Source organism: Kineococcus siccus, assembly GCF_009906795.1.
GTDB lineage: Bacteria > Actinomycetota > Actinomycetes > Actinomycetales > Kineococcaceae > Kineococcus > Kineococcus siccus.
In genome coordinates this window covers 1-20838 of sequence record NZ_JAAALN010000020.1, presented here as the reverse complement: position 1 = coordinate 20838, position 20838 = coordinate 1, and the positions used below count along the sequence as shown (strand labels likewise).

Annotated in this window: 20 protein-coding genes; 9 read left to right on the top strand and 11 right to left on the bottom strand. The window is 75.9% G+C overall.

Annotated elements, in window-relative coordinates; genetic code table 11:
- From GTR02_RS04630 to GTR02_RS04620, 3 genes are all read left to right on the top strand, one after another.
- Positions 1-876 carry a glycosyltransferase family 2 protein gene (locus tag GTR02_RS04630; RefSeq protein ID WP_166606303.1) on the top strand — a complete coding sequence of 292 codons (876 nt, stop codon included), beginning with the start codon at positions 1-3 and terminating at the stop codon, positions 874-876.
- Positions 877-994: 118 nt separating this feature from the next.
- Positions 995-2023, top strand: coding sequence for a glycosyltransferase (locus GTR02_RS04625; RefSeq protein WP_166606302.1), 1029 nt, complete (start codon positions 995-997; stop codon positions 2021-2023).
- 72 nt (positions 2024-2095) lie between these two features.
- Entirely contained in the window at positions 2096-3184 is a 1089-nt protein-coding gene (locus GTR02_RS04620) for a glycosyltransferase (protein WP_166606301.1), read from the top strand.
- Positions 3185-3192: 8 nt separating this feature from the next.
- Here the strand turns inward: GTR02_RS04620 and GTR02_RS04615 are convergent, their stop codons facing one another.
- Positions 3193-4386 carry a glycosyl hydrolase family 28-related protein gene (locus GTR02_RS04615; RefSeq protein ID WP_166606300.1) on the bottom strand — a complete coding sequence of 398 codons (1194 nt, stop codon included), beginning with the start codon at positions 4384-4386 and terminating at the stop codon, positions 3193-3195.
- Positions 4387-4578: 192 nt separating this feature from the next.
- Between GTR02_RS04615 and GTR02_RS04610 the strand changes: the two genes are divergently transcribed.
- From GTR02_RS04610 to GTR02_RS04600, 3 genes are all read left to right on the top strand, one after another.
- Positions 4579-5316 (top strand): ABC transporter permease, encoded by a 738-nt coding sequence (locus GTR02_RS04610; RefSeq protein ID WP_166606299.1) that lies wholly within the window; start codon positions 4579-4581, stop codon positions 5314-5316.
- Positions 5313-6518, top strand: coding sequence for an ATP-binding cassette domain-containing protein (locus tag GTR02_RS04605; protein WP_166606298.1), 1206 nt, complete (start codon positions 5313-5315; stop codon positions 6516-6518). The genes GTR02_RS04610 and GTR02_RS04605 overlap by 4 nt, the downstream gene beginning before the upstream one ends.
- Before the next feature lie 72 nt (positions 6519-6590).
- Positions 6591-7577: an acyltransferase family protein gene (locus GTR02_RS04600; RefSeq protein WP_166606297.1), complete on the top strand. Its 987-nt coding sequence runs from the start codon at positions 6591-6593 to the stop codon at positions 7575-7577.
- Positions 7578-7662: 85 nt separating this feature from the next.
- On the opposite strand, the gene GTR02_RS04595 is transcribed toward GTR02_RS04600, so the two are convergent.
- From GTR02_RS04595 to GTR02_RS04570, 6 genes are all read right to left on the bottom strand, one after another.
- Entirely contained in the window at positions 7663-9168 is a 1506-nt protein-coding gene (locus tag GTR02_RS04595; RefSeq protein ID WP_166606296.1) for an RNA polymerase sigma factor, read from the bottom strand.
- Between the two features lie 282 nt (positions 9169-9450).
- Positions 9451-9852: a universal stress protein gene (locus tag GTR02_RS04590; protein WP_166606295.1), complete on the bottom strand. Its 402-nt coding sequence runs from the start codon at positions 9850-9852 to the stop codon at positions 9451-9453.
- A 118-nt stretch (positions 9853-9970) separates the two neighbouring features.
- Positions 9971-11263 carry a DUF4192 domain-containing protein gene (locus GTR02_RS04585; RefSeq protein WP_166606294.1) on the bottom strand — a complete coding sequence of 431 codons (1293 nt, stop codon included), beginning with the start codon at positions 11261-11263 and terminating at the stop codon, positions 9971-9973.
- Between the two features lie 86 nt (positions 11264-11349).
- The gene (locus tag GTR02_RS04580; protein WP_205708628.1) at positions 11350-11751 is read right to left on the bottom strand and encodes a DUF1232 domain-containing protein; all 402 of its coding nucleotides are present in this window, start codon (positions 11749-11751) and stop codon (positions 11350-11352) included.
- 144 nt (positions 11752-11895) lie between these two features.
- Positions 11896-12573 carry an EcsC family protein gene (locus tag GTR02_RS04575; RefSeq protein WP_166606293.1) on the bottom strand — a complete coding sequence of 226 codons (678 nt, stop codon included), beginning with the start codon at positions 12571-12573 and terminating at the stop codon, positions 11896-11898.
- 68 nt (positions 12574-12641) lie between these two features.
- Positions 12642-12869 (bottom strand): hypothetical protein, encoded by a 228-nt coding sequence (locus tag GTR02_RS04570; protein ID WP_166606292.1) that lies wholly within the window; start codon positions 12867-12869, stop codon positions 12642-12644.
- A 114-nt stretch (positions 12870-12983) separates the two neighbouring features.
- On the opposite strand from GTR02_RS04570, the gene GTR02_RS04565 reads away from it, so the two are divergent.
- From GTR02_RS04565 to ggh, 3 genes are all read left to right on the top strand, one after another.
- Positions 12984-13898, top strand: coding sequence for a fused MFS/spermidine synthase (locus GTR02_RS04565; RefSeq protein WP_205708627.1), 915 nt, complete (start codon positions 12984-12986; stop codon positions 13896-13898).
- Positions 13895-14566, top strand: coding sequence for a DedA family protein (locus GTR02_RS04560; protein WP_166606291.1), 672 nt, complete (start codon positions 13895-13897; stop codon positions 14564-14566). The genes GTR02_RS04565 and GTR02_RS04560 overlap by 4 nt, the downstream gene beginning before the upstream one ends.
- A gap of 78 nt (positions 14567-14644) precedes the next feature.
- Positions 14645-16027 carry a glucosylglycerate hydrolase gene (ggh, locus tag GTR02_RS04555; RefSeq protein ID WP_240895057.1) on the top strand — a complete coding sequence of 461 codons (1383 nt, stop codon included), beginning with the start codon at positions 14645-14647 and terminating at the stop codon, positions 16025-16027.
- A gap of 57 nt (positions 16028-16084) precedes the next feature.
- On the opposite strand, the gene gndA is transcribed toward ggh, so the two are convergent.
- From gndA to GTR02_RS04535, 4 genes are all read right to left on the bottom strand, one after another.
- On the bottom strand, positions 16085-17578 hold the full coding sequence (gene gndA, locus GTR02_RS04550) for an NADP-dependent phosphogluconate dehydrogenase (RefSeq protein WP_166606290.1): 1494 nt from the start codon (positions 17576-17578) through the stop codon (positions 16085-16087).
- Positions 17579-17643: 65 nt separating this feature from the next.
- Entirely contained in the window at positions 17644-18969 is a 1326-nt protein-coding gene (locus GTR02_RS04545) for an MFS transporter (protein WP_338073573.1), read from the bottom strand.
- Positions 18970-19091: 122 nt separating this feature from the next.
- On the bottom strand, positions 19092-19748 hold the full coding sequence (locus GTR02_RS04540; protein ID WP_166606289.1) for a UdgX family uracil-DNA binding protein: 657 nt from the start codon (positions 19746-19748) through the stop codon (positions 19092-19094).
- Positions 19749-19750: 2 nt separating this feature from the next.
- Positions 19751-20838: carbohydrate kinase family protein (locus GTR02_RS04535; protein ID WP_205708626.1), on the bottom strand; the 1088-nt coding region annotated here is incomplete at its 5' end.

Sequence of the window (20838 nt, the reverse complement as noted above, 5' to 3'; positions counted from 1 at the left end):
GTGCCCAGAGCCCCTGCCGGAGAGCTCGTCACGGTCGGGCTGGCCGTGACGACGATCGGGCGCCCGGAGATCGCCGAGCTGCTGCGCAGCGCCGCGGCGTCGACCCGTCCGCCCCTGGCCGTGGCCGTCGCCGACCAGTCCCGCGGGAGGCTGGCGCTGGACACGCGGGACCTGCCGTTCCCCGTGGACGTCGTCCCGAGTTCCGGCGGCGTCAGCGCGGGGCGCAACGACGCCGTCCGGGCCCTGCAGGGGCGTGTCGACGTCGTGGGCTTCCCCAACGACGACAGCCGGCTGCCGCCGGGGACCCTCGAGCAGGTCGCCGAGGCGTTCACGCGCGACGCCGGGCTCGCGGCCCTGGCCGGCGCCGTCCGCGATCCCGACGGGTTCCGGGCCGCCCTGCCCGAGCGAGGCACCGCCCTGGACGCCCGCAGCATCTGGCGCGCCGTGGAGCCGGCGGTGTTCCTGCGGGCCGGCGAGTGGGCGGCCGTCGGGGGGTTCCGCCCCGACGTGGGGACCGGGGCCGCCTCGCCCTGGCAGTCGGGGGACGGCACCGACCTCCTGCTGCGTCTGCTGGAACGGGGCGGACGGGTCGTCAGCCGACCCGACGTCGTCGTCGAGGGACGCGGAGAGCGAAGGTCGCTGACGCCCGGGGAACTCGTCGCCAAGCACCGCGGCTACGCACGCGGGACGGGTTTCGTCTACCGGGTCCACCCCTACCCCCGCCACGTCCGGTGGCGCACGGTCCTCGGTCCCTGGCTTCGCCCCCTGTCGCACGACACCGACCCGCGCTTGTCGCTGCGGCTCGCGGTGGCGCGTTCCCTCGGGCGCGTCGAGGGACTGCTCGCCCGCCCGCTGGGGGACGACCGGCCCCGCTGAGGCGGCGGGGCGGGACGTGGACCCGGTAGTAGGGTTCCGACCCGCGAGGCGGCCGGGCACCCGCCTGATCCGCAGGAGCTCAGGGAGCCCGTTCGGCGGGTGTCGGGGAGGTGGCGCGGTGCGCATCGTCCACGTGGTGACGACGGACACCTTCTCCGGGCTGGAGCGCTACGCGGTGGACGTCAGCGGCGGTCTGGCCGCCCGCGGGCACGAGGTGCTCGTCCTGGGTGGTGAGCGCGCGGCCATGCGTGACCGGCTGCCGGCCGAGGTGCGCTGGGCCCCGGGCGCCACGCCGCGTCAGGCCCTGACCTCGTTGCGCGCGGCGGGGCGAGTCGACGTCGTGCACAGCCACATCACCAAGGCCGACTTCGCCGCCCTCGCCGCGGCCCCCTGGTCCCGCGCCGCACGGTTCTCCACTCGGCACATCAACCACTCGCGCGGGTACTCCGGCCCCGCGCGCCTCGTCGCCCGCGGCGTGCGCCGGGCCCTGGCCGCGGAGATCGCGGTGAGCGAGTTCACCGCCGGACGCCTGCCGGAGGGCCGACCGGACGAGGTCCTCGTCAACGGGGTGGCAGACGCCCCGGAACCCCGGTACCCGCGGGAGCGGACGGTCCTCGTCGCCCAGCGGCTGTCGGCCGAGAAGCAGACATCGGTGGCCATCGCGGGCTTCGCGCGCAGCGGTGTGGCGGACGCCGGATGGCGCCTGCAGATCGCCGGGCGCGGCGAGGAACAGCCTGCGCTGCAGCACCTCGCCACGGAGCTCGGCGTCTCGGCGCACGTCGAGTTCCTCGGCTGGGTGGACGACGTCGCGGGTCTGTACGCACGGGCCGGCCTGTTGCTGGCGCCCGCTCCCGCCGAACCGCTCGGCCTCACGGTCCTGGAAGCCGCGGCCCGAGCCCTCCCCGTCCTGGCCGCCGCGTCCGGCGGGCACCTGGAGACCGTCGGCCGCCTGCCGGGCGCAGAGCTCTTCGCACCGGGTGACGCCGCCGCCGTGGCCGACGCGCTGCGGCGGCTGACGTCCGACGACGGACGGCGGCTGGAGTACGGCCGCCGGCTGCGGCAGCTGCAGCGGTCGGAGTTCACCCTCGACGAGCACGTGCGCCGGCTGGAGGCCCTCTACGTCCGCGCGGTGGGCCCCGGGCGCTGACCGGTCGAGGCGCTGGGGACAGCGCGAGGGCGACGGCGGCCGGTGACGGGAGCGACGGTGACGGGAGCGACGGTGACGGGAGCGACGGTGGCGGAGCGGGACGCGGGTGCGCCGTACCGGGTGTGCGTCGTGACCGGCGCGCACACCGTCGGCGGCGCCGAGGTGTTCCTGCAGTACCTGCTCGGCGCCCTGCCCCCGGCGGTGGACGTCACGGTGCTGGGCGCTTCGCCGGCCGTGCTCACGGGTGCGGTGCACCGCCGGCCGCGCAGCCGCACCGAGGTCGTGAGCGGCGGTGTCCCGCGGTGGGCGCGGGCGCTGCGGGAGCACCGGCCCGACGTGGTCCACGTCAACCGCGCGGCCCTGACGAGCAGCCGCGACGCGCTCCTGGCGGCCCGGCTGCTCCGGCTCCCCACGGTCGTCGTCGACCACCTGCCCGAGACAGGTCTCAGCTGGCGGGGGCGCTCGGTGCAGCGCGCCGTCACGACGGGCCGCGTCACCAACGTCGCCGTCAGCGTCACGGCGGCCCGCCTGGTCGAGGAGTGCGCGGGACTGCGCCCGGGCAGCGTCGTGACGATCCCCAACGGGGTGCCCGCCCCACCGCCCGCGCCCGCCACCGCACGACGGGAGCCGAAGGTCCTCGGTGTCCTCGCGCGCCTCGAGCACCAGAAGGGCATCGACGTCGCGCTCGAGGCGTTGCGGGCCGTGCCGGGCGCCCGGCTGGACATCGCGGGTGAGGGCAGTCTCAGCGCCGAGCTGCTCGACCTGGCCGCGACGCTCGGCGTCGCCGACCGCGTGCGGTTCCGAGGGCGCGCCGGGCACCCGCACGAGCTGCTGCACGAGGTGGACGCGCTCGTGCTGCCGTCGCGGCACGAGGCCATGCCCTTGTCGCTGCTGGAGGCGATGCGGGCCGGCGTGCCGGTGGTCGCCACGGCGGTGGGCGGTGTGCCGGAGATCGTCGTCGACGGGCGGACCGGTCTCCTCGTCCCCCCGGGGGACCCCGCACGCCTGGCGCACGCGTGCCGGCGCGTCCTCGGTGACGACGCCCTGCGGGCCCGCCTCTCGGCTCAGGCCCGGGCCGTCGCCGACGCCGGGCACTCGGACACGGTGATGGCGACCGCCTACGACCGGCTCTACCGGTCGGTGTCGCAGCGCAGGGCCTGACGCCTCGCTCAGCGGCGGCCGCGACCGCGGCGCGGCACGTCGATCGGCGTCGTCCCGACCGCCGCGACGACCTGCTCGCCCTGCACCCGCCAGTTCGAGCGCACGAACCCCCCGCTCACGTTGGCGGTGAAGGCGTTGCCGCCGCCGTGCAGCGCGAAGGTGTCGAACCGGACGTCGCTGACCCCCGCGCCGGTGTCGGCGATGACGCCGACCTGCCAGGAGGCACCGACGCGCGTGTTCCGGATCGTCATGCGGGAGACGAGGACGTCGGAGGGGGTCATGTCGGGACGACCCGCGTAGACGAGGACGGCCCCGTGGTCGACCGTCGGGTTCGCGTTGGCCCCGTCCAGCACCCCACCCAGCACCCTCACCCGCCGGGGGGCGTAGGTGTGGAACGGTGCCCCTTCCGAGGCGATGTAGACGGCCGCCGCGTTCGCCCGCGTCACCTGGACGTCGCGGTAGGTGATGTCCTCGCCGCCGACGACGCTGATCCCCCGGCCCCAGGAGTTCCCGGTCACCTTCGGCGACTCGACGGTGATGCGGCGGACGGGCGCACCGTCGTTCTCGTAGGAGACGACCGCCACCCCGTCGTCCCCGGTCCCCTCGACCACGGGGCGGCGCACGACGCCGTCGTGCGCGGCCCCCGTGATGTGGATGCCGTCCGCCCGGGTCCCGCGGACGCGGACGTCGTCCAGCTGGAAGCCCGAGGCGCCGGAACCCACGTACAACCCCGCCGCGGCCGCGCCGTCGATGGTGACGTCGCGGACGACCACCCCGCTGCGCCCGCCCACCCGGAGTTTCATCTGCTCGAAGGCGTCCCAGCGGCGGGTCGTGACGCCCATCCGCAGGACCAGACCTCCGTCCAGCACGACGCGGTCGGCGTCGACGAAGACCTCGGAGCGGGCCTCGTTCGTGGCCAACAGGGCGCCGGGACCGGTGACGCGGACGCCGGCAGTGCGGATCGTGAGGATGTCGGTGTGCCGGAACACCTGTCCGCGGGGGACGCGCAGCGTGTCCCCCGGCGCCAGCGCGTCGAGGGCGCGCTGCAGCGCCGCCGTGTCGTCCGCGACGCCGTCGCCGCGCGCCCCGAAGTCGCCGGGCGACAGCGTGCGGGCGGTCGGCGCGGCGGCCGCGGCGACGGGCGGCGGCCCCGACACGATGCCCACGGCGGCGAGGATGACGCAGGCGATGACGTGACGCATGGTGGTCCCATCGGCACGGACGGCCGCCGCCTGAAGGTTCCGGGGCACGGAACTGCGCCGGTGCCGCGGAGGAACTGCCCCTAGGATGACGGCGTGACGTCTTCTCCGCCCGCGGCGACCTGGACGGAGAACTCAGCTGGTCGTGGCACACCGTTCCAATCCCTTCGCGCTCTGTGGTCAGCCCGCGAACTCGTGCTGTTCTTCGCCGTGCGCGACCTCCGCGTGCGGTACAAGCAGGCCGCACTCGGACTGCTCTGGGTGGCGGCCCAGCCGATCGCGTCGGTCCTCGTCTTCACCCTGGTGTTCCGCTACATCGCCCGCAGCGACACGGGAACTGTGCCGTACCCCCTCTTCGCGCTCGCCGGCCTCGTGAGCTGGACGTACTTCTCGACGGTCGTGAGTCAGGGCAGCCTGGTGCTGGTCGACAACGCGTCGCTGATCACGAAGGTGCACTTCCCGCGCCTCGTGGCGCCGGTGTCGGCCCTCGTCCCCCCCCTGGTCGACCTGGTCGTGGGGCTGGTCCTGCTCGCCCTTCTGGCGATCGCCTACGGCGCCGGACCGACCTGGCACCTGCTCCTCGCCCCGGTCTGGCTCCTGCTGCTGGTGGCGACCGCCGCCGGTGTCTGCCTGTGGCTCTCGGCGCTGAACGTCCGCTACCGCGACGTCAAGCACGCACTGGGACCGGGCCTGCAGCTGTGGTTGTTCGCGAGCCCCGTCGTCTACGCGACCGAGGCCCTGCCCCGTCGCCTCGAGTGGCTGCACGCCGTCAACCCGATGGCCGGGGTCATCAACACGGGGCGCTGGGTGCTCCTCGGGACACCGGCGTCCACCTGGTCCGTGGTGACCGGCGCCGTCGTCGTGCTCCTCCTGCTGGTCAGCGGCGTCTGGTACTTCCAGCGCTCCGAGCAGGCCTTCGCGGACATCGTGTGAGCGAGGCCCGGATCCGGTTCGAGAACGTCGGCAAGCGCTACGTCCTCGGCGAGCGGAGCACCACGGCACGGGAGGCGGTCAGCGCGCTCGCCCGCCGGGCGCGGGGAGCCGCACCGTCGCCGCGGACCGACCTCTGGTCGCTGCGGGACGTGGACTTCACGGTGAGCAGCGGTGAGTCCCTCGGCATCGTGGGGCGCAACGGAGCGGGCAAGAGCACCATCCTGCGCATCCTCGCGCGCATCACGACGCCGACGACGGGGACCTCGCGCACACGTGGTCGGGTGGCGGCACTGCTGGAGGTCGGCACGGGTTTCCACCCTGAACTCACGGGGCGGGAGAACGTGGCGCTCAACGGGGCGATCCTGGGGATGAGCCGACGCGACATCAGGAGCCGCTTCGACAGCATCGTCGACTTCTCCGGCGTGGAGCGGTTCATCGACACCCCGGTGAAGCGCTACTCCAGCGGCATGTACCTGCGGCTGGCCTTCGCCGTCGCCGCACACCTGGAACCCGACATCCTGGTGGTGGACGAGATCCTGGCCGTCGGGGACGCCGAGTTCCAGCGCAAGTGCCTGGGACGCATGGCCGAAGCCGAGGCCGAGGGCCGCACGATCGTCTTCGTCAGCCACGACCTGCAGACGCTGGAACGGCTCTGCGAGCGGACGCTGTGGATGGACGCGGGCCGGGTCAGGGACGACGGCGACACGCGGAGCGTGATCCGGAGCTACCTGGCCTCCTCGCAGGTCGCCGCGACGCAGGGCGGCGCCGACGCGGTGGTGCGCGGGGGGCCCGTCTCTGTGCGGCGCCTGCGCGTCACCCCGGCCGACCGGCCCGCCGGCTCGGTCCTCATGCGCGACGAGCCCATGGACCTGGCGCTCGACTTCGACCTCTCTGAACCGGTGCACGAGCTGAACGTGGCCCTCATCGTCACGGGGCCCAGCGGGGCGCGCGTGCTCGACGAGCTGCTGCCCAACACCGAGGTGCGTCGCCGCGACGAGGGTGCCTACACGGCCAGCCTCCGTGTCCCCCCCGTGCTCACGGCAGGTGAGCACGTCGCAGGACTGTGGATCGGCAACCGCGACGCCGACTACATCGACGAACCGTCCCTGCTGCCGTTCACGGTGGAGGGGATCGACCGGCGGCGGTCGCCGCGCGTCGTGGCCCTCGACCTGCCGGTCCGGCTCGAACCCCGCGCGACGTAGGTCGCGGCGCCCGCGGGGCGACCTCTCACCTGCGATCCGCCCTCAGCACGAGGAGGTGCTGTGCTGCCGAGGTTGACCACGCTCCGCGCCGTCGCCGCGGCGTCCGTCCTCATGTTCCACCTGGGCACCTGGGGCGTCATCGGGGTGCCGGAGGTCGTGGAACGCGTCGGGTACACGGGTGTCGCCTTCTTCTTCGTGCTGTCCGGGTTCGTCCTGGCCTGGGGGACGCGCGCCGGCCTGCCTGCCCGCACCTTCTGGCGGCGTCGGTTCGCGCGCACCTGGCCCAGCCACGTCACGACCCTGCTGGCGGCCGCGGCCCTGCCGGTCGCAGCGGTCGACCGGAGCTGGACCGCAGCGGCCCCGAACGTCCTGCTCCTGCAGGCGTGGTCGACCGATCCGGCCACGGTGTACGGCATGAACGGCGTGTCGTGGTCGCTCAGCTGCGAGGCCTTCTTCTACGCGACGTTCCCCGCGGTGCTCGTCACCGTCCGCCGTGCGGCGGCTCCCCGGACCTGGGCGCTGTGCGGTGCTCTGCTGCTCGTGGCGGCCGCGGCCGCTCTCGTCCGGCCGGGCCTGGCCTTCTCCTTCCCTCCCGTCCACCTCGGGGAGTTCGTGCTGGGAGCGGTCGCCGGCAGTGCCGTGCGCAACGGCTGGCGGCCGCGGCCCCGCGGAGCGGTCGTCGTCGGGGCGCTCGGCGCCGGGGCAGCGGTCAGCTGGGTCACGCCCGCACCCCTGCCCAACGTGGTCATGAGCGGTCCGTTCCTCCTGGTCCTGCTGTGGGCGGCGCACCGGGACCTCGCGCGCCGCCCCGGGTGGCTGACGTCACGGGTCGCGGTGACGGCCGGTGAGGTGTCCTTCGCGTTCTACCTCGTCCACGAACTCGTGATCGTCAACCTCCGCGAGCACCTGCCCCCCGGGGCGCTCACCGCAGGGGTGATGACCGTTTCGGCCGGTGCCTGCGCCGCGGCGCTGCACTGGGGCGTCGAACGTCCCGCCAACCGCCTGCTGCGGGACCGGCCTCGCCCGGCGCGGACCGCCGCCACACCGACGCCCCCGTGACCCGGTGGGTCCGTGGACGGTGCCCCCGCGGACGACGAAGGGCCCCGACCGCGGTCGGGGCCCTTCGTCGTGCGTGCGCCGGTGCTCAGTCCAGGTAGTCCCGGAGGACCTGGGAGCGCGACGGGTGGCGCAGCTTCGACATCGTCTTGGACTCGATCTGCCGGATCCGCTCGCGCGTCACGCCGTAGACCTTGCCGATCTCGTCCAGCGTCTTCGGCTGTCCGTCGGTGAGGCCGAAGCGCATGGAGACCACGCCCGCCTCCCGCTCGGACAGGGTGTCCAGGACGGAGTGCAGCTGCTCCTGCAGGAGCGTGAAGCTGACCGCGTCGGCCGGGACGACCGCCTCGGAGTCCTCGATGAGGTCACCGAACTCGGAGTCGCCGTCCTCGCCCAGGGGGGTGTGCAGGGAGATGGGCTCGCGCCCGTACTTCTGCACCTCGACGACCTTCTCGGGGGTCATGTCGAGCTCTTTGGCGAGCTCCTCGGGCGTGGGCTCGCGGCCCAGGTCCTGGAGCATCTGCCGCTGGACGCGGGCCAGCTTGTTGATGACCTCGACCATGTGCACCGGGATGCGGATGGTGCGGGCCTGGTCGGCCATGGCGCGGGTGATGGCCTGGCGGATCCACCACGTCGCGTACGTCGAGAACTTGTAGCCCTTGGTGTAGTCGAACTTCTCGACCGCACGGATGAGGCCCAGGTTGCCCTCCTGGATGAGGTCCAGGAAGAGCATGCCGCGCCCCGTGTACCGCTTGGCCAGCGAGACGACGAGCCGCAGGTTGGCCTCGAGCAGGTGGTTCTTGGCGCGACGGCCGTCCTCGCTGATCCACCACAGCTCGCGCTTGAACTTGGGGTCGATCTTGTCGCCCGAGTGCAGCTTCTCCTCGGCGAAGAGGCCGGCCTCGATGCGCTTGGCGAGCTCGACCTCCTGCTCGGCGTTGAGGAGGGCGACCTTGCCGATCTGCTTGAGGTAGTCCTTGACCGGGTCGGCCGTCGCGCCGGCGGTGGCGACCTGCTGGGCCGGGGCGTCGTCGTCGTCGTCGCGCAGGACGTAGCCGCCGGCGGTGCGCTTGGCCCCGCTGCCGTTCTCCTCCGCGGACGCGTCGTCGCCGGACGCGTCGTCGGCGACGGCCTCGTCGTCCTTGACCTCGTCCTCGGCGGGCTCGTCACCCGCGGGCTTGGTGGCGCTCTTGGCGGCGGCGGTCTTGGCCGCGGCCTTCTTGGCCGGCGCCTTGGCGGCCTTGACGGGCGCGGGCGCGGGCGCACCGTCGGCGTCCGTGGCGGCGGCGGCTGCGCGCTTGGCGGCGGGGCGGGCCGCCTTGGTGGCCGTCGCGGTCGAGGTGGCGCGGCGGGTCGACGCGGCGGCGACGGCGCGCTTGGGCGCGGCCTCCTCCACCTTCACGCTCACGCCCGCGTCGTCGAGGGCGCGGAGCACGGCCTTCATGCGCTGGACCGGGAGCTGGGCGTCCTCGCACGCGGTGCGCACGGCGTGGGCGTCGACGAAGCCGTGGGTGGTGCCGTGCTGCAAGAGCTGCTGGAACGAGGCGTGAGCGAACTCTGGCGGGAGCGGCCGGGAGGTCGGTACCGACGACACGGACTGCCTTTCGTCGAGGGCGGAACGAGGCTGCGAGGGCAGCAGCCGACAAGGTCAACACCGGCGGACTGGAGTACATGCCCGCTGAGGACGACGAACGGCCATTCTGGCACGCCGACGCCGCACTTGGCGCAGGCGGCGCCCCGCGGGCCCCGCTCAGCGGCCCCCGGCACCCCGTCCGGAGCACTCCGCGGGCCTCGTCCGGGCCTCCCGGCGGCGGCCGGCGGTCCACGGTCCCCGCAGCACCGCGACCGGCCCGCGGGCCGGTCGCCGAGGGTCGGCTCAGTCCTCGGGCTTGACCGCCAGCACCGGGCAGGGCGCGTCGAGCAGGATGCGCTGCGCGCTCGCGCCGAGGATGAGCTTGCCGACCGGGGTGCGGCGTCGCAGCCCGATGACGATGAGGGAGGCCTGCGTCTCCTCGGCGGCGGTGATGAGGTCGTCCGCCGGGTCCTCGGAGTCGGGCACCTCGCGGAGCTCGTGACCCAGGCCGGCGGCGGTGAGCTGCGCGCGGACGCCGTCGTGCACGTCCTGCAGCAGCCTGCCCTCGTCGGCGTCGACCTCCTTGCCGAAGCGGCGGCTGTGCACCACGACGAGCTTGACGCCCAGGCGGACGGCCGCGGCCCCCGCGGACTGCAGCGCCGAACGCCCCTCGGGGTTGGCCACGTACCCGACGACGATTCCCATTGCACGTCCTCCCGGAGCGGCATCACGACCGGCGACGACCTGCCACCGGACGGCGCCGTGCCGTGCGCACGAGGCGCGGCGCCAGCCGCGGCGACCGTACTAGACGCGCCGCCCACCCTCATCCGGGCACCCGGGCGGCCTGCGCCCCCGGCGACCGGCCGAGCGGTTGCTGCCAGGCCGGGGGCAGACCCTGCTCGACCGCGCGGGCCACCAGCAGCGCCAGGCTCTGCCGCGCGTCGTGCACGAGAGCGGCCTCGGCGCAGCCACCGGCCCGCACCCCGTCGCCCGTCGACCACCACGACCACGCCGCGACCGCCAGGGCCCCCGCCGCCGACCGGTGGGCGAGCGCGCCCTCGCCCGCCCCGCCGTCGGCGTCCCCGTTCCCGTCCGCGTCCCCGTCGCCGTCCGCTGCCGCGACGGGGGACCCGTCGGCGGCCCCGGCGTGGCGGGCCAGGTCGACGGCGAGCCGGGCGCCGGCCTCGGCCCGGCGGGGGTCGGGAGCGGTGGCGAGCGCCTGCGCCAGCCGGTCGGCGAGGACGCCCGGACCGGAGCCGGCCAGCAGCCCGGCCGCGGCCGCGCGCGCCGGGGACCCCGGCACGGCGTCGAGCAGGACGGCGTCGCGGACGGCCACGTCGCCCAGCCCGGCCAGCAGCCGGCCGCACGACTCGGGTGACGGCAGGTCACCGGGCCGGGCACCGCCGTGGTCCCCCTCGTAGCGCGCCCGCACCGTCGCCCACAGCTGCAGGACGGCCCGGCGCCGCCCGGGGGTCCAGGGGAGGTGCTGCGCCTGGCTCAGGGCGCGGCGGGCGGAGCGCACGCGCACCTCCGGCAGGGCGGCGAGCAGCGGGGCGAGCGCCGCCCGGGAGGGGGCGGCCACGAGCCCGCGCAGCACGGCCTCGGCGGCGACCGGGCCCGACGCGAGCTGCGCGACCGACCGCTCCCGCGCCGGGCAGCAGCCGGCGTCGGCGCACCGCAGCGACCGCCACGCGAACGGCCCGACGACCAGGACGTCGTGGACGTCGACGCCGGCCCGGCCCAGGAGCGCCTCCACGCACCGCAGCAGCGCCGTCACCGGGCCCGGCCCGTCCCCGACGGACCCGTCGTCCGCGTAGACCACCAGCACGACGGGACCGGCGGCCGTCCCGCGCTGCCACGGGGCCAGGACCGCCTGCGCCACCCGGTCCACCTCCGCCACCGCGACGGGCAGGTCGGCGCGCACGCACGCGCCGAGCCGGTGCCGGGCCCCGCCGCCCACGACGGCACCCGTCGCGCGGAGCTCAAGGAGCACGAGGCTCTGCCGCGGGTGGAAGCCGAGGCGGTACGGGAGGGCCGCCAGCAGGTCGCCGGGCCCCGTGAGGGTCAGGACGCGAGCGGGCGGGTCGGCCGAGGAGGGCGGCGGCGCGGGAGGCATGGACGCACTCTGGGCCGCCGCCGCGACCTGCGGCGGCACGCGTCCCCAGGTGCGGTCGGCGAGGGCCCGGTGGACCCCGCGGCGCGTCAGCGCCCGCGCGGGTCCGGCTCGGGGGCGCCCGGCGCCAGCTCGTGCGCCTCACGGCGCCACGACGCGTAGTCCTCGGTCGCGACGAGGACCGACCCCGCGACCCAGGCCGCCACGACGGCGTCGTCGACCAGTCCGACCAGCGGCAGGAACGCCTCGGGCAGGACGTCGAGCGGCGAGACGAGGTAGGCGAGCCCCGCGACGGCGAGACCGAGCCGCGTGCGGCCCGGCCCCGCGTAGCGACCCGCGAGCGCGTCGCGGGTCATGGCGGGCAGCGAGGTCAGGCGCTCCCCCACGCCGGGGGTGCCGGGCCGCGTGCCGCTGCGCAGCGTCTGCCAGAGGACGCCGAACGCGGCCCGGCGCCGGGCCGGGGTCAGGACGGGGGTCGCTCCGCGGGCCACAGCTGCCTCCAGGGACGGCGGTCCGTGCGGCCGCGGGCGCGGCCGCCGGGGGACGGGCTGCCGGGAGAACGTCGGCGGCCCCGTGCGGCGTTCCCGTGCGGCGTTCCCGGTCGGCGTCGCGGTGCGGGCCGGGAACGGCGCGGGTCAGGACGCCTCGACCACGCCCGTCAGCGGCGGCAGGCCGTGCTCGGCGTGCTTGGCGATGCGCTGCAGCATGAGGGTGTCGAGCCCGGCGCCGACGGCCCCGCCGAGCACCGGCACCAGCCGGGTCGACGTGCGGAACAGGCCCGAGGCGCCCATCCGGGCGAGCATGCGGAAGCCGACGCCCTTGTTGACGAACATGAGGACCGCCGGGGGCAGTCGCTGGGACACGAGGGCGGCGACGCGGCCGCCCGTGGGGAGGCCGGCCGAGCGCAGCACGTCGGTCGCGTCGGAGCCCACGAGGGTCAGCAGCACGGCGCTGCGCACCTCGGGACGCGCGGTGTCGTAGCCGCGCAGCTCGGCGATGGCCGCGACGGCGCGGGTGGCGAGGACGTAGAAGCCGAGGACGTTGGCGGGCAGGGCCACGGGGAGCGTCACGAGGCCCCCCACGCCGGTCGCGAAGCCGGAGGCGGCGACCATCTTGGCGTGCTTGCGCACCACGGCGTGCACGGCGGACTCGGTGCTGGGGTGGCGCAGCCTGGCCGTGCGGGCGACCTCGGCGGCCGAGGCGAACGGACCCGCTCCGTCGATCCCGACGGCGAGCAGTCGCTGGACGAGGACCGCCGCCCGCGTGTCGAGAGGGACCTCGGGCCGGCCACCGGCCGGTTCACTGCGCGCCACGTCGATCGTTCCTCCTCCTGGCGGCCCGGGCTGGGCGGCCGGAGGACGACGCTAACGGCACTCGGCGATCAGCGCGCGGGGTCCTGCTCGCGCAGGAAGGCGGCCACGTCCTCGACGCCCGTCTCGACGTAGCGGCGGCGCGCCCAGGCGCGCGGCACGCGGGACTGGGACGCGACGGGGGGCAGGTCGGCGGTCGGCAGGCCCGCCACGCGGGCGGTGCGGCGCAGGGCGCGGCGGTCGCGCAGGTACGGAACGGCGAAGAGGGCCAGCAGCCCCACGAGCAGCAACGTCGGCATGTCACCTCTTCGGCCGATCGGGCCCCGGACTGAACGCCCGGGGACCGACCCCGGCCTCCCCGCCCGGCCGGAGGGTGGGGGGCGGCCCGCGGCGTCACCTGCTTGGATCGTCCGGTGTCCCGCCCCCGCCGCACCGCGCGCACCCCCGTGCCCGCCGGGCTCGCGGAGGGCGAGGCGGCCATCAGCACCGGCACCGCGCGCCTCGAGCGCGACCGCGACGACCCCGACGGCTGGCTGGTCCACGTCAACGGCGTCCCCAGCTCCTACGTCGACCTGGCCGACCCCACGCACCTGGCGTTCGAGTACCAGCAGTGGACCGCGGCCGTGCTGGACGCCGTGCTCCCGCCGCCGCGGACGGTGTCGGCCGTGCACCTGGGCGGGGCGGGCTGCGCCTTCCCGCGCTACCTCGCGGCGACGCGTCCGGGGTCGCGCCAGCTCGTGCTGGAGGTCGACGCGCAGCTCGTGGACCTGGTGCGCCGCAGCTTCGGCGTCCGCAACGCCGCGGGCTTCAAGCTGAAGGTGGCCGACGCCCGGGAGGGCCTCGCCAAGGTCGCCGACGCCACCCAGGACGTCGTCGTGCGCGACGCGTTCAGCGCCGACACCGTCCCGGCGCACCTCCTGACGCGCGAGTTCCTCGTCGACGTCGACCGCGTCCTGGCCCCCGGCGGGCTGTGGATCGCCAACCTGGCCGACCGCCCGCCCATGCCGCACTCGCGCGCCGAGCTCGCGACCGCCGCGTCGGTCTTCGCCTCCGTCGCCCTGCTGGCCGAGCCGTCGGTCTTCCGGGGCCGCCGCTACGGCAACGCGCTGCTGGTGGCGTCCCAGGAACCGCTGCCCGAGGCGGCGCTCGTGCGGGCGGTCTCGGGCGGTGCGGCCCCGGCCCGCGTCGTGGTCGGCGCCGACGCGCGGCACTTCTCGGCGGGGGCCACCGTTGTCACCGACGCGGGCCCGACGGCCCCGCCGCGCTCCCGCGCGCCCGGGACCGGCCCCCCACCCACGACCACGACTCCGGAGGACCCCCACGGATGAGCCCGCTCGCGCTCCAGGCCGCCACCACGAGCGACGGAGCCGGCGGCATCACCGGCTTCGTCCTGGACACCGTCGCGGCCCTCGGGGCCCCCGGCGTCGGGGTCCTGAGCTTCCTCGAGGTGGTGTTCCCGCCCATCCCGAGCGAGGTCGTCCTGCCGCTGGCGGGCTACCAGGTCCAGCAGGGGCGGATCGGGCTCGTCGCGGTCATCGTGCTGTCGACCCTGGGGTCCTACCTGGGGTCCCTGGTCCTGTACTGGGTGGGCCGCTTCCTGGGGCTCGACCGCGCGGCCCGCATCGCCGACCGCGTCCCGCTCATGGAGGCGGCCGACGTGCACAAGGCGGGCGACTGGTTCACGCGCCACGACACGGCCGCGGTGTTCACGGGCCGCTTCATCCCGGGGGTGCGCAGCCTGATCTCGCTGCCGGCCGGGGCCGCGCGCATGCCGCTCGTGAAGTTCTCGGTGCTGACCGTGCTGGGCTCGGGCCTCTGGAACGGGCTCCTCGTCGGCCTGGGGGTCGCCCTCGGGACCCAGTACGCCGCCGTCGAGCGCTACGGGCACTACATCGACTACGTCGTCTACGCGGTGATCGCGGCGGTCCTCGCCTGGGCGGTGCTGCGCCGCGTGCGACGCGTGCGGGCCGAGCACGCCGCCGGCCGGGCGGACTGAGCCCGGCCCCTTGCGCTGCGCCGGGCCGTCCGCTGTGATCGTCGCGGGGCGGCCCCGCCCCCGATCAGGAGGCCCCGCATGTCCACCGAGGTCCCGCCGCGCGGGCGGGCCCCGGTCCCCCGCCGGCCCGCGCGGCTCACGTCGCAGCTGCTGGCGGCCCGCGCGGCCTACGTCCTGCGGGGCAACGACCTCGGCGTGATGACCTCGGCGGCGCCCCGGCTGTACCCGCACATGTGGAGCTGGGACGCGGCCTTCGTGGCGGTCGGGCTGGCCCGGCTGTCGGTCCCCCGCGCCATCACCGAGCTGGACACCCTGCTGGGCGCCCAGTGGGGCAACGGGATGATCCCCCACATCGTGTTCTCGCCCGAGGCCACGGGCTACTTCCCCGGGCCGGAGCGCTGGGGCTGCCACCTCGGCGTCGCGGGGGCACCGCCCTTCCCGGCGACGTCGGGGATCTGCCAGCCGCCCGTGCACGCCGTCGCCGCCCAGCGCATCGTCGAGGCCGCCCGCCGGCAGGGACGCACCGACCGGCACGCCGCCGGGGAGTTCCTCGACCGCGCCTGGCGCCCCCTCGTCGCGTGGCACCGCTGGCTGGCCGAGCGCCGCGACCCCGACGGCACGGGGCGCGTCGTCCTGCACCACGGGTGGGAGTCGGGGATGGACAACTCCCCGCGCTGGGACGGCCCCTACTCCCGCGTCGTGGTCGGGCCCGACCTGCCGCCCTACCGGCGCCGCGACACCGACGCCGTGGGCGACCCGTCCGTGCGGCCCAGCGACCGCGAGTACGACCGCTACCTGTGGCTCATCGAGGAGATGCGCCGCGTCGGCTACGACGACGCGGCCATGCACGCCGCGATGAGCTTCGCGGTCGAGGACGTGCTGGTCTCCGCGCTGCTCGCCGTGTCCTGCGACGTGCTCGCGGACCTCGGCGAGGAGCGCGGTCAGCCCGCGGCCGACGTCACCGACCTGCGCGGCTGGTCGGCGCGGTTCCGCCGCGGCGTCGCGGAGTCCGTCGACCCGGGCACGGGCCTGGCGCGCGACCGCGACGTGCGCACCGGGGAGTGGCTCGCCACGGCGACCGTGGCGGGCTTCGCGCCGCTGCTGTGCGGCGGGCTGGGCCGCGCCGAGGAGGCGCGCCTGCTGGCGCTGTTCGAGTCCGACGCCTGGTGCGGGCACCCCGGGCTCGTGGCGGCGGTGCCGCCCTCGACGTCCCCGGCGGTCGACGGCTTCCGGGCCCGCGAGTACTGGCGGGGACCGCAGTGGCCCGTCGTCGCGTGGCTGTTCCACTGGTCCTTCGCGCGCCGCGGCTGGGCCGAGCGCGCGGCCGTGCTGCGCGAGGAGGGGCTGCGCCTGGTGGGCGCGGGCGACTTCGCCGAGTACTACGAGCCCTTCACGGGCGAGCCGCTGGGCAGCATGCAGCAGTCCTGGACGGCCGCGGCCGTGCTCGACTGGCTCTGCTGACGCCGTCCCCACCGCGGTCGTGCGGAGGGCTCCGCACGACCGCGGCGCGGCCGCGGGTCAGGCGCGCGACTCGGACCCGTCGCCGGACCACTCGACGTGGAAGGAGCCCTCGCGGTCGACGCGCTTGTAGGTGTGCGCGCCGAACAGGTCCCGCAGGCCCTGGACCAGCGCGGCCGAGGACCGCTCGCGGCGCAGACCGTCGTAGTAGGCGAGCGCCGAGGCGAAGCCCGGGGCGGGGATGCCCGCCTGCACCGACTGCGTGACGACGCGGCGCCAGGCCTCCTGACCGTCGCTGACGGCCTGCGCGAAGTAGGGGTCGAGCAGCAGCGACGGCAGGTCGGGCTGCTGCTCGTAGGCCTCGCGGATGCGGTCCAGGAACCGGGCGCGGATGATGCAGCCGCCGCGCCAGATCGTGGCCATCGCCCCCGGGTCGATGCCCCAGCCGTACTCCTCGCTGCCCGCGCGGATCATGTCGAAGCCCTGCGCGTACGCGACGACCTTGGAGGCGTACAGCGCGGCGCGCACGTCGTCCGCGAACGCGTCCGCGTCCGCCGCGGCGACGAAGCCGCCCGCACCCTCCTCACCGCCGGGCTCGCCCTCCCCGGCGATGTCCGCCGGGCCGGGCAGCACGCCCTGGGCGGCGCGGCGCTGCGCCCCGTGCCCGGACAGGGCGCGCGCGAACACGGCCTCGGCGATGCCGGAGACGGGCGTGCCGAGGTCGAGGGCCGTCTGCACGGTCCAGCGCCCGGTGCCCTTCTGCTCGGCCTCGTCGAGGATGACGTCGACGAGCGCGACACCGTCCTGCGTGGGGTCGTCGGTCGCGAGCACGCGGGCGGTGATCTCGATGAGGAAGGACTCCAGGTCGCCGGAGTTCCACGTCGTGAACACCTCGGCGAGCTGCTTCGGCGTGCGGCCCAGGCCGTGGCGCAGGAGGTCGTAGGCCTCGGCGATGAGCTGCATGTCGGCGTACTCGATGCCGTTGTGGACCATCTTGACGAAGTGCCCGGCGCCGTCGGGGCCGACGTGCACGGCGCACGGCGTGCCGTCGACGCTGACGGCGATGTCCTCGAGGACCGGCCCGATCGTGGCGTAGGCGTGCTCGCTGCCGCCGGGCATGATGCTCGGGCCGAGCAGCGCGCCCTCCTCGCCGCCGGAGACGCCGACCCCCGCGAAGTGGATGCCCTTCTCCCGCAGCGCGGCCTCGCGGCGGCGGGTGTCCGCGAAGTGCGCGTTGCCCCCGTCGACGAGGATGTCGCCCTCGCTCAGCAGGGGCGCGAGCTCGTCGATGACGGCGTCGGTCGGACCGCCGGCCTTGACCATGATGATGACGGTGCGCGGCGAGGCGAGGGAGTCCACGAACTCCTGCGCGGTCGTGGCCGGCACGAACGTGCCCTCGTGGCCGAACTCGGCGATGAGGGCCTTCGTCTTCGCGTCGGTCCGGTTGTGCACGGCGGTCACGTAGCCGTGGCGGGCGATGTTGCGGGCGAGGTTGCGCCCCATGACGGCCAGGCCGGTCACGCCGATCTGCGCCTTCTGCGTCGTCTCAGTCACGGGCGCAGCCTTCCACGCGGGTGCCCGCGCGGGAACGCCCGCCCCGTCGCCCCCGTCGCGCGGGGTCAGCGGCGGCCGCGCCGGACGGCGAGGTCGCGCCGGACGGCCTCGCGCATCCGGGGCACCACGACGCCCTCGCGCGCGAGCAGGGCCCGCGTCTGGCGCCGGCTGACGAGGATGCCGACGGTCCCCGCGAGCCACAGCGGGAGCTGGACCGCGAAGGCGAGCCGGAAGGCGTCCAGGGAGTAGGTGTCCGGGGTGCCGGCGCCCTGGGCGTCGAGCAGCAGGCCGATGCCGAGCAGCACGACGAGGGAGGACGTGAACCCCATGACGTTCGTCATCCCCGTGGCCCCGCCGAGGCGGTCGGCCGGGTTGAACGTCCGCGCGTAGTCGAAGCCGATGAGCGACCCCGGGACCCCGGTGCCCATGACGACGACGAGCAGCACGAGCAGCGGCAGCGGGGCGGGGCCCGGCAGCACCAGGACGGCGCTCCACACCAGCGCCTGCGCCGCGACGATGGTGAGCACCAGCCACGACCGGCGCAGCGGGTGCCGGGCCACGAGGCGGCCCAGCACGGGCCCCGTCACGGCCGCGGCCACGAGGTAGGCCGTCAGCAGGGAGCTCGCGGTGCGGGGCGGGAGCTCCTGGCCCGCGACGAGGAACGGGTAGCCCCACAGCAGGGCGAAGGCCGTGCCCGAGAAGGGCGTCGTGAAGTGCGCCCACAGCCCCAGCCGCGTCCCGGGGTGGCGCAGCGACGCCCCGAGGTCGCTCGCCACCGAGGCGAGCGCCTTGACCGTGCGGGGGTCGTCCGCCCCGGGCGGGACGTCGCGCAGCACGAGGACGGCGAGCACCGCCGCGAGGACGCTGAGGGACGCGGCGCTCGCGTAGGCCGTGGTCCAGCCGGCGCCGTGCAGCAGCGCGACGAGCGGCACCAGGCTGAGGACCTGCCCGAGCTGCCCGCACAGGCCGATGAGCTGGGTCACGACGGGCACCCGCTGCGGCGGGAACCAGTTGGTGCACAGGCGCAGGACGCTGACGAAGGTCAGCGCGTCCCCCGCTCCGACGAGGACGCGGGCCAGCACGGCCGCGGCGACGCCGGTGCTGACGGAGAGCAGGAACTGGCCCAGCGCCATGGTCACGGCGCCGATGACGACGAGGCGCCGCGGCCCCCACCGGTCGATGAGCACGCCGACCGGGACCTGGAGCAGGGCGTAGACCAGCAGCTGCAGGACGGCGAAGCTCGACAGCGTCCCCGCGCCGATGCCGTAGCGCGTCGAGGCGTCGATCCCCGCGGCCGACAGCGACGTCCGGTTCAGCACCGTGACGACGTAGGCGATCGCGCCGACGCCGAAGACGAGCCACGCGCCGCGCACCGGGCGGGCGGCGGTCACCGCACGCTCCGCGGCCGGTCGCCGACGGGGCCCGCGGCGCTCGCGCACGGCGGCGCCCCCCGGCTGGTGTCCCTGGTGCGCATGTCCCCTCCATGCTCACACACCCCGGCGGGTCCCCCGGGTCACGCCAGGGCGCCCCCGGCCGTGCGGAGGTCGGCGACCAGCGCGTCGTACGCCGCCTGCCGCTCGGCCTCGGGGACCCGCAGCACGGCGGAGGGGTGGATCGTGCCCATGAACGTCTTCTCGCCCCTCGAGGTGGGCAGCCGGAAGAGCTGACCGCGGTGCTTGGTGACGCGGAAGTCCTTCGGCAGCAGCGCCTTCGCGGCCGTCGCGCCCAGACACACGACGACCTCGGGGTCGACCTGCGCGAGCTCCGCGGCGAGCCACGGCCGGCAGGCCGTGACGTGGCCCGCCTCCGGGCTGGCGTGGATGCGCCGGTTGCCCGGCGCGGTCTGCGTGAAGCGGAAGTGCTTGACCGCGTTGGTCACGTAGGTCGCGGACCGGTCGATGCCCGCCTCCTCGACGGCCTGCTGCAGCAGCCGGCCCGCGGGCCCGACGAAGGGCACGCCGCGCCGGTCCTCCTGGTCGCCGGGCTGCTCCCCGACCAGGGCCAGCCGCCCGTGCTCGGCACCGGCCGAGAACACGACCTGCGTGGCCGGTTCCCACAGCTCGCAGCCGCGGCACTGCGCCGCCGCGGTGCGCAGCGCCGCCACGTCGGCGTCGGCGGGCACCCACTGCTGGGCGCCGGGACGGTCGGGCCTGGTCGTGCTCGCGGGCATGCTCAGGATGATGGTCCCTGGCCCCCGGCCCCGCCCGTCGGTGCGCTGGGCCCCTGCGGCAGGTCGTTCTGCACCGCGAGGGTCGCGCTCGCGCGCCGCACGGCGCGCGCGTGCGTCGCGGGCACGACGTCGTCGAGGAAGCCGTAGCGGCGCACCAGCTCTCCCGTCGCGACGCCGCGCGGGCCCTGGCGCAGGTGCTCCCACCAGTCGGCGATGTCCCCCCACCCCGGCGCCGAGAGGGACCCGCCGAACTGCTGCACCGACAGCCCGGCGCACAGGTTCGCGAAGGCCAGCCGGTCCGCGAGCGGCCACCCGCCGAGCGTCGCGGTGAGGAAGGCGGCGCCGAACACGTCGCCGGCCCCGGTCGCGTCGAGCGCCTCGAGGGCCAGGCCGGGGACGTCGGCGGTCTCCCCCGTGGAGGCGTCGACCGCGAGCGCCCCACCCGGGCCGCGGGTCACGACGACCACCGCGACGCGCTCGGCGAGGGCCGCGAGCGCCCGCCGCGGGTCGTCCGTGCGGGTGTACTGCATCGCCTCGACGTGGTTGGGCAGGAACGCGTGGCAGTGCTCCAGCCCCGTCAGGACGTCGGCCGACCACTGCGTCGAGGCGTCCCAGCCGACGTCGGCGAACACCATCGAGCCCGCCTCGCGGGCCTGGACGACCCAGGGCTGGGGCTCGGCGGCGAGGTGCACGAGCGCGGCCCGCGACGGCGGCACGTCCGCGGGGTCGGGCCCGGGGGCGGGGTGCTCGTGGGTGACCATCGCGCGGTCCCCGCCGTAGGCCAGCGACACCGTGACCGGGGAGTGCCAGTCCGCCACGCGCCGCGACGACGACAGGTCGACCCCCTCGCCCTCGCCCAGCGTCTGCCAGCAGAACTCGCCGTAGGCGTCGGTGCTGAACGCGGCGGCCAGGGACGTGCGCAGGCCCAGGCGCGCGGCCGCCGTGGCCATGTTGGCGATGCCGCCGGGGCAGGAGCCCATGCCCGACGTCCAGACCTCGGTGCCCAGGCGCGGCTCCGACTCCAGCCCCGTCAGGACGATGTCCAGGAAGACGGTGCCGCGAACGTGCACGTCGAAGGGCGGGCCGGGTG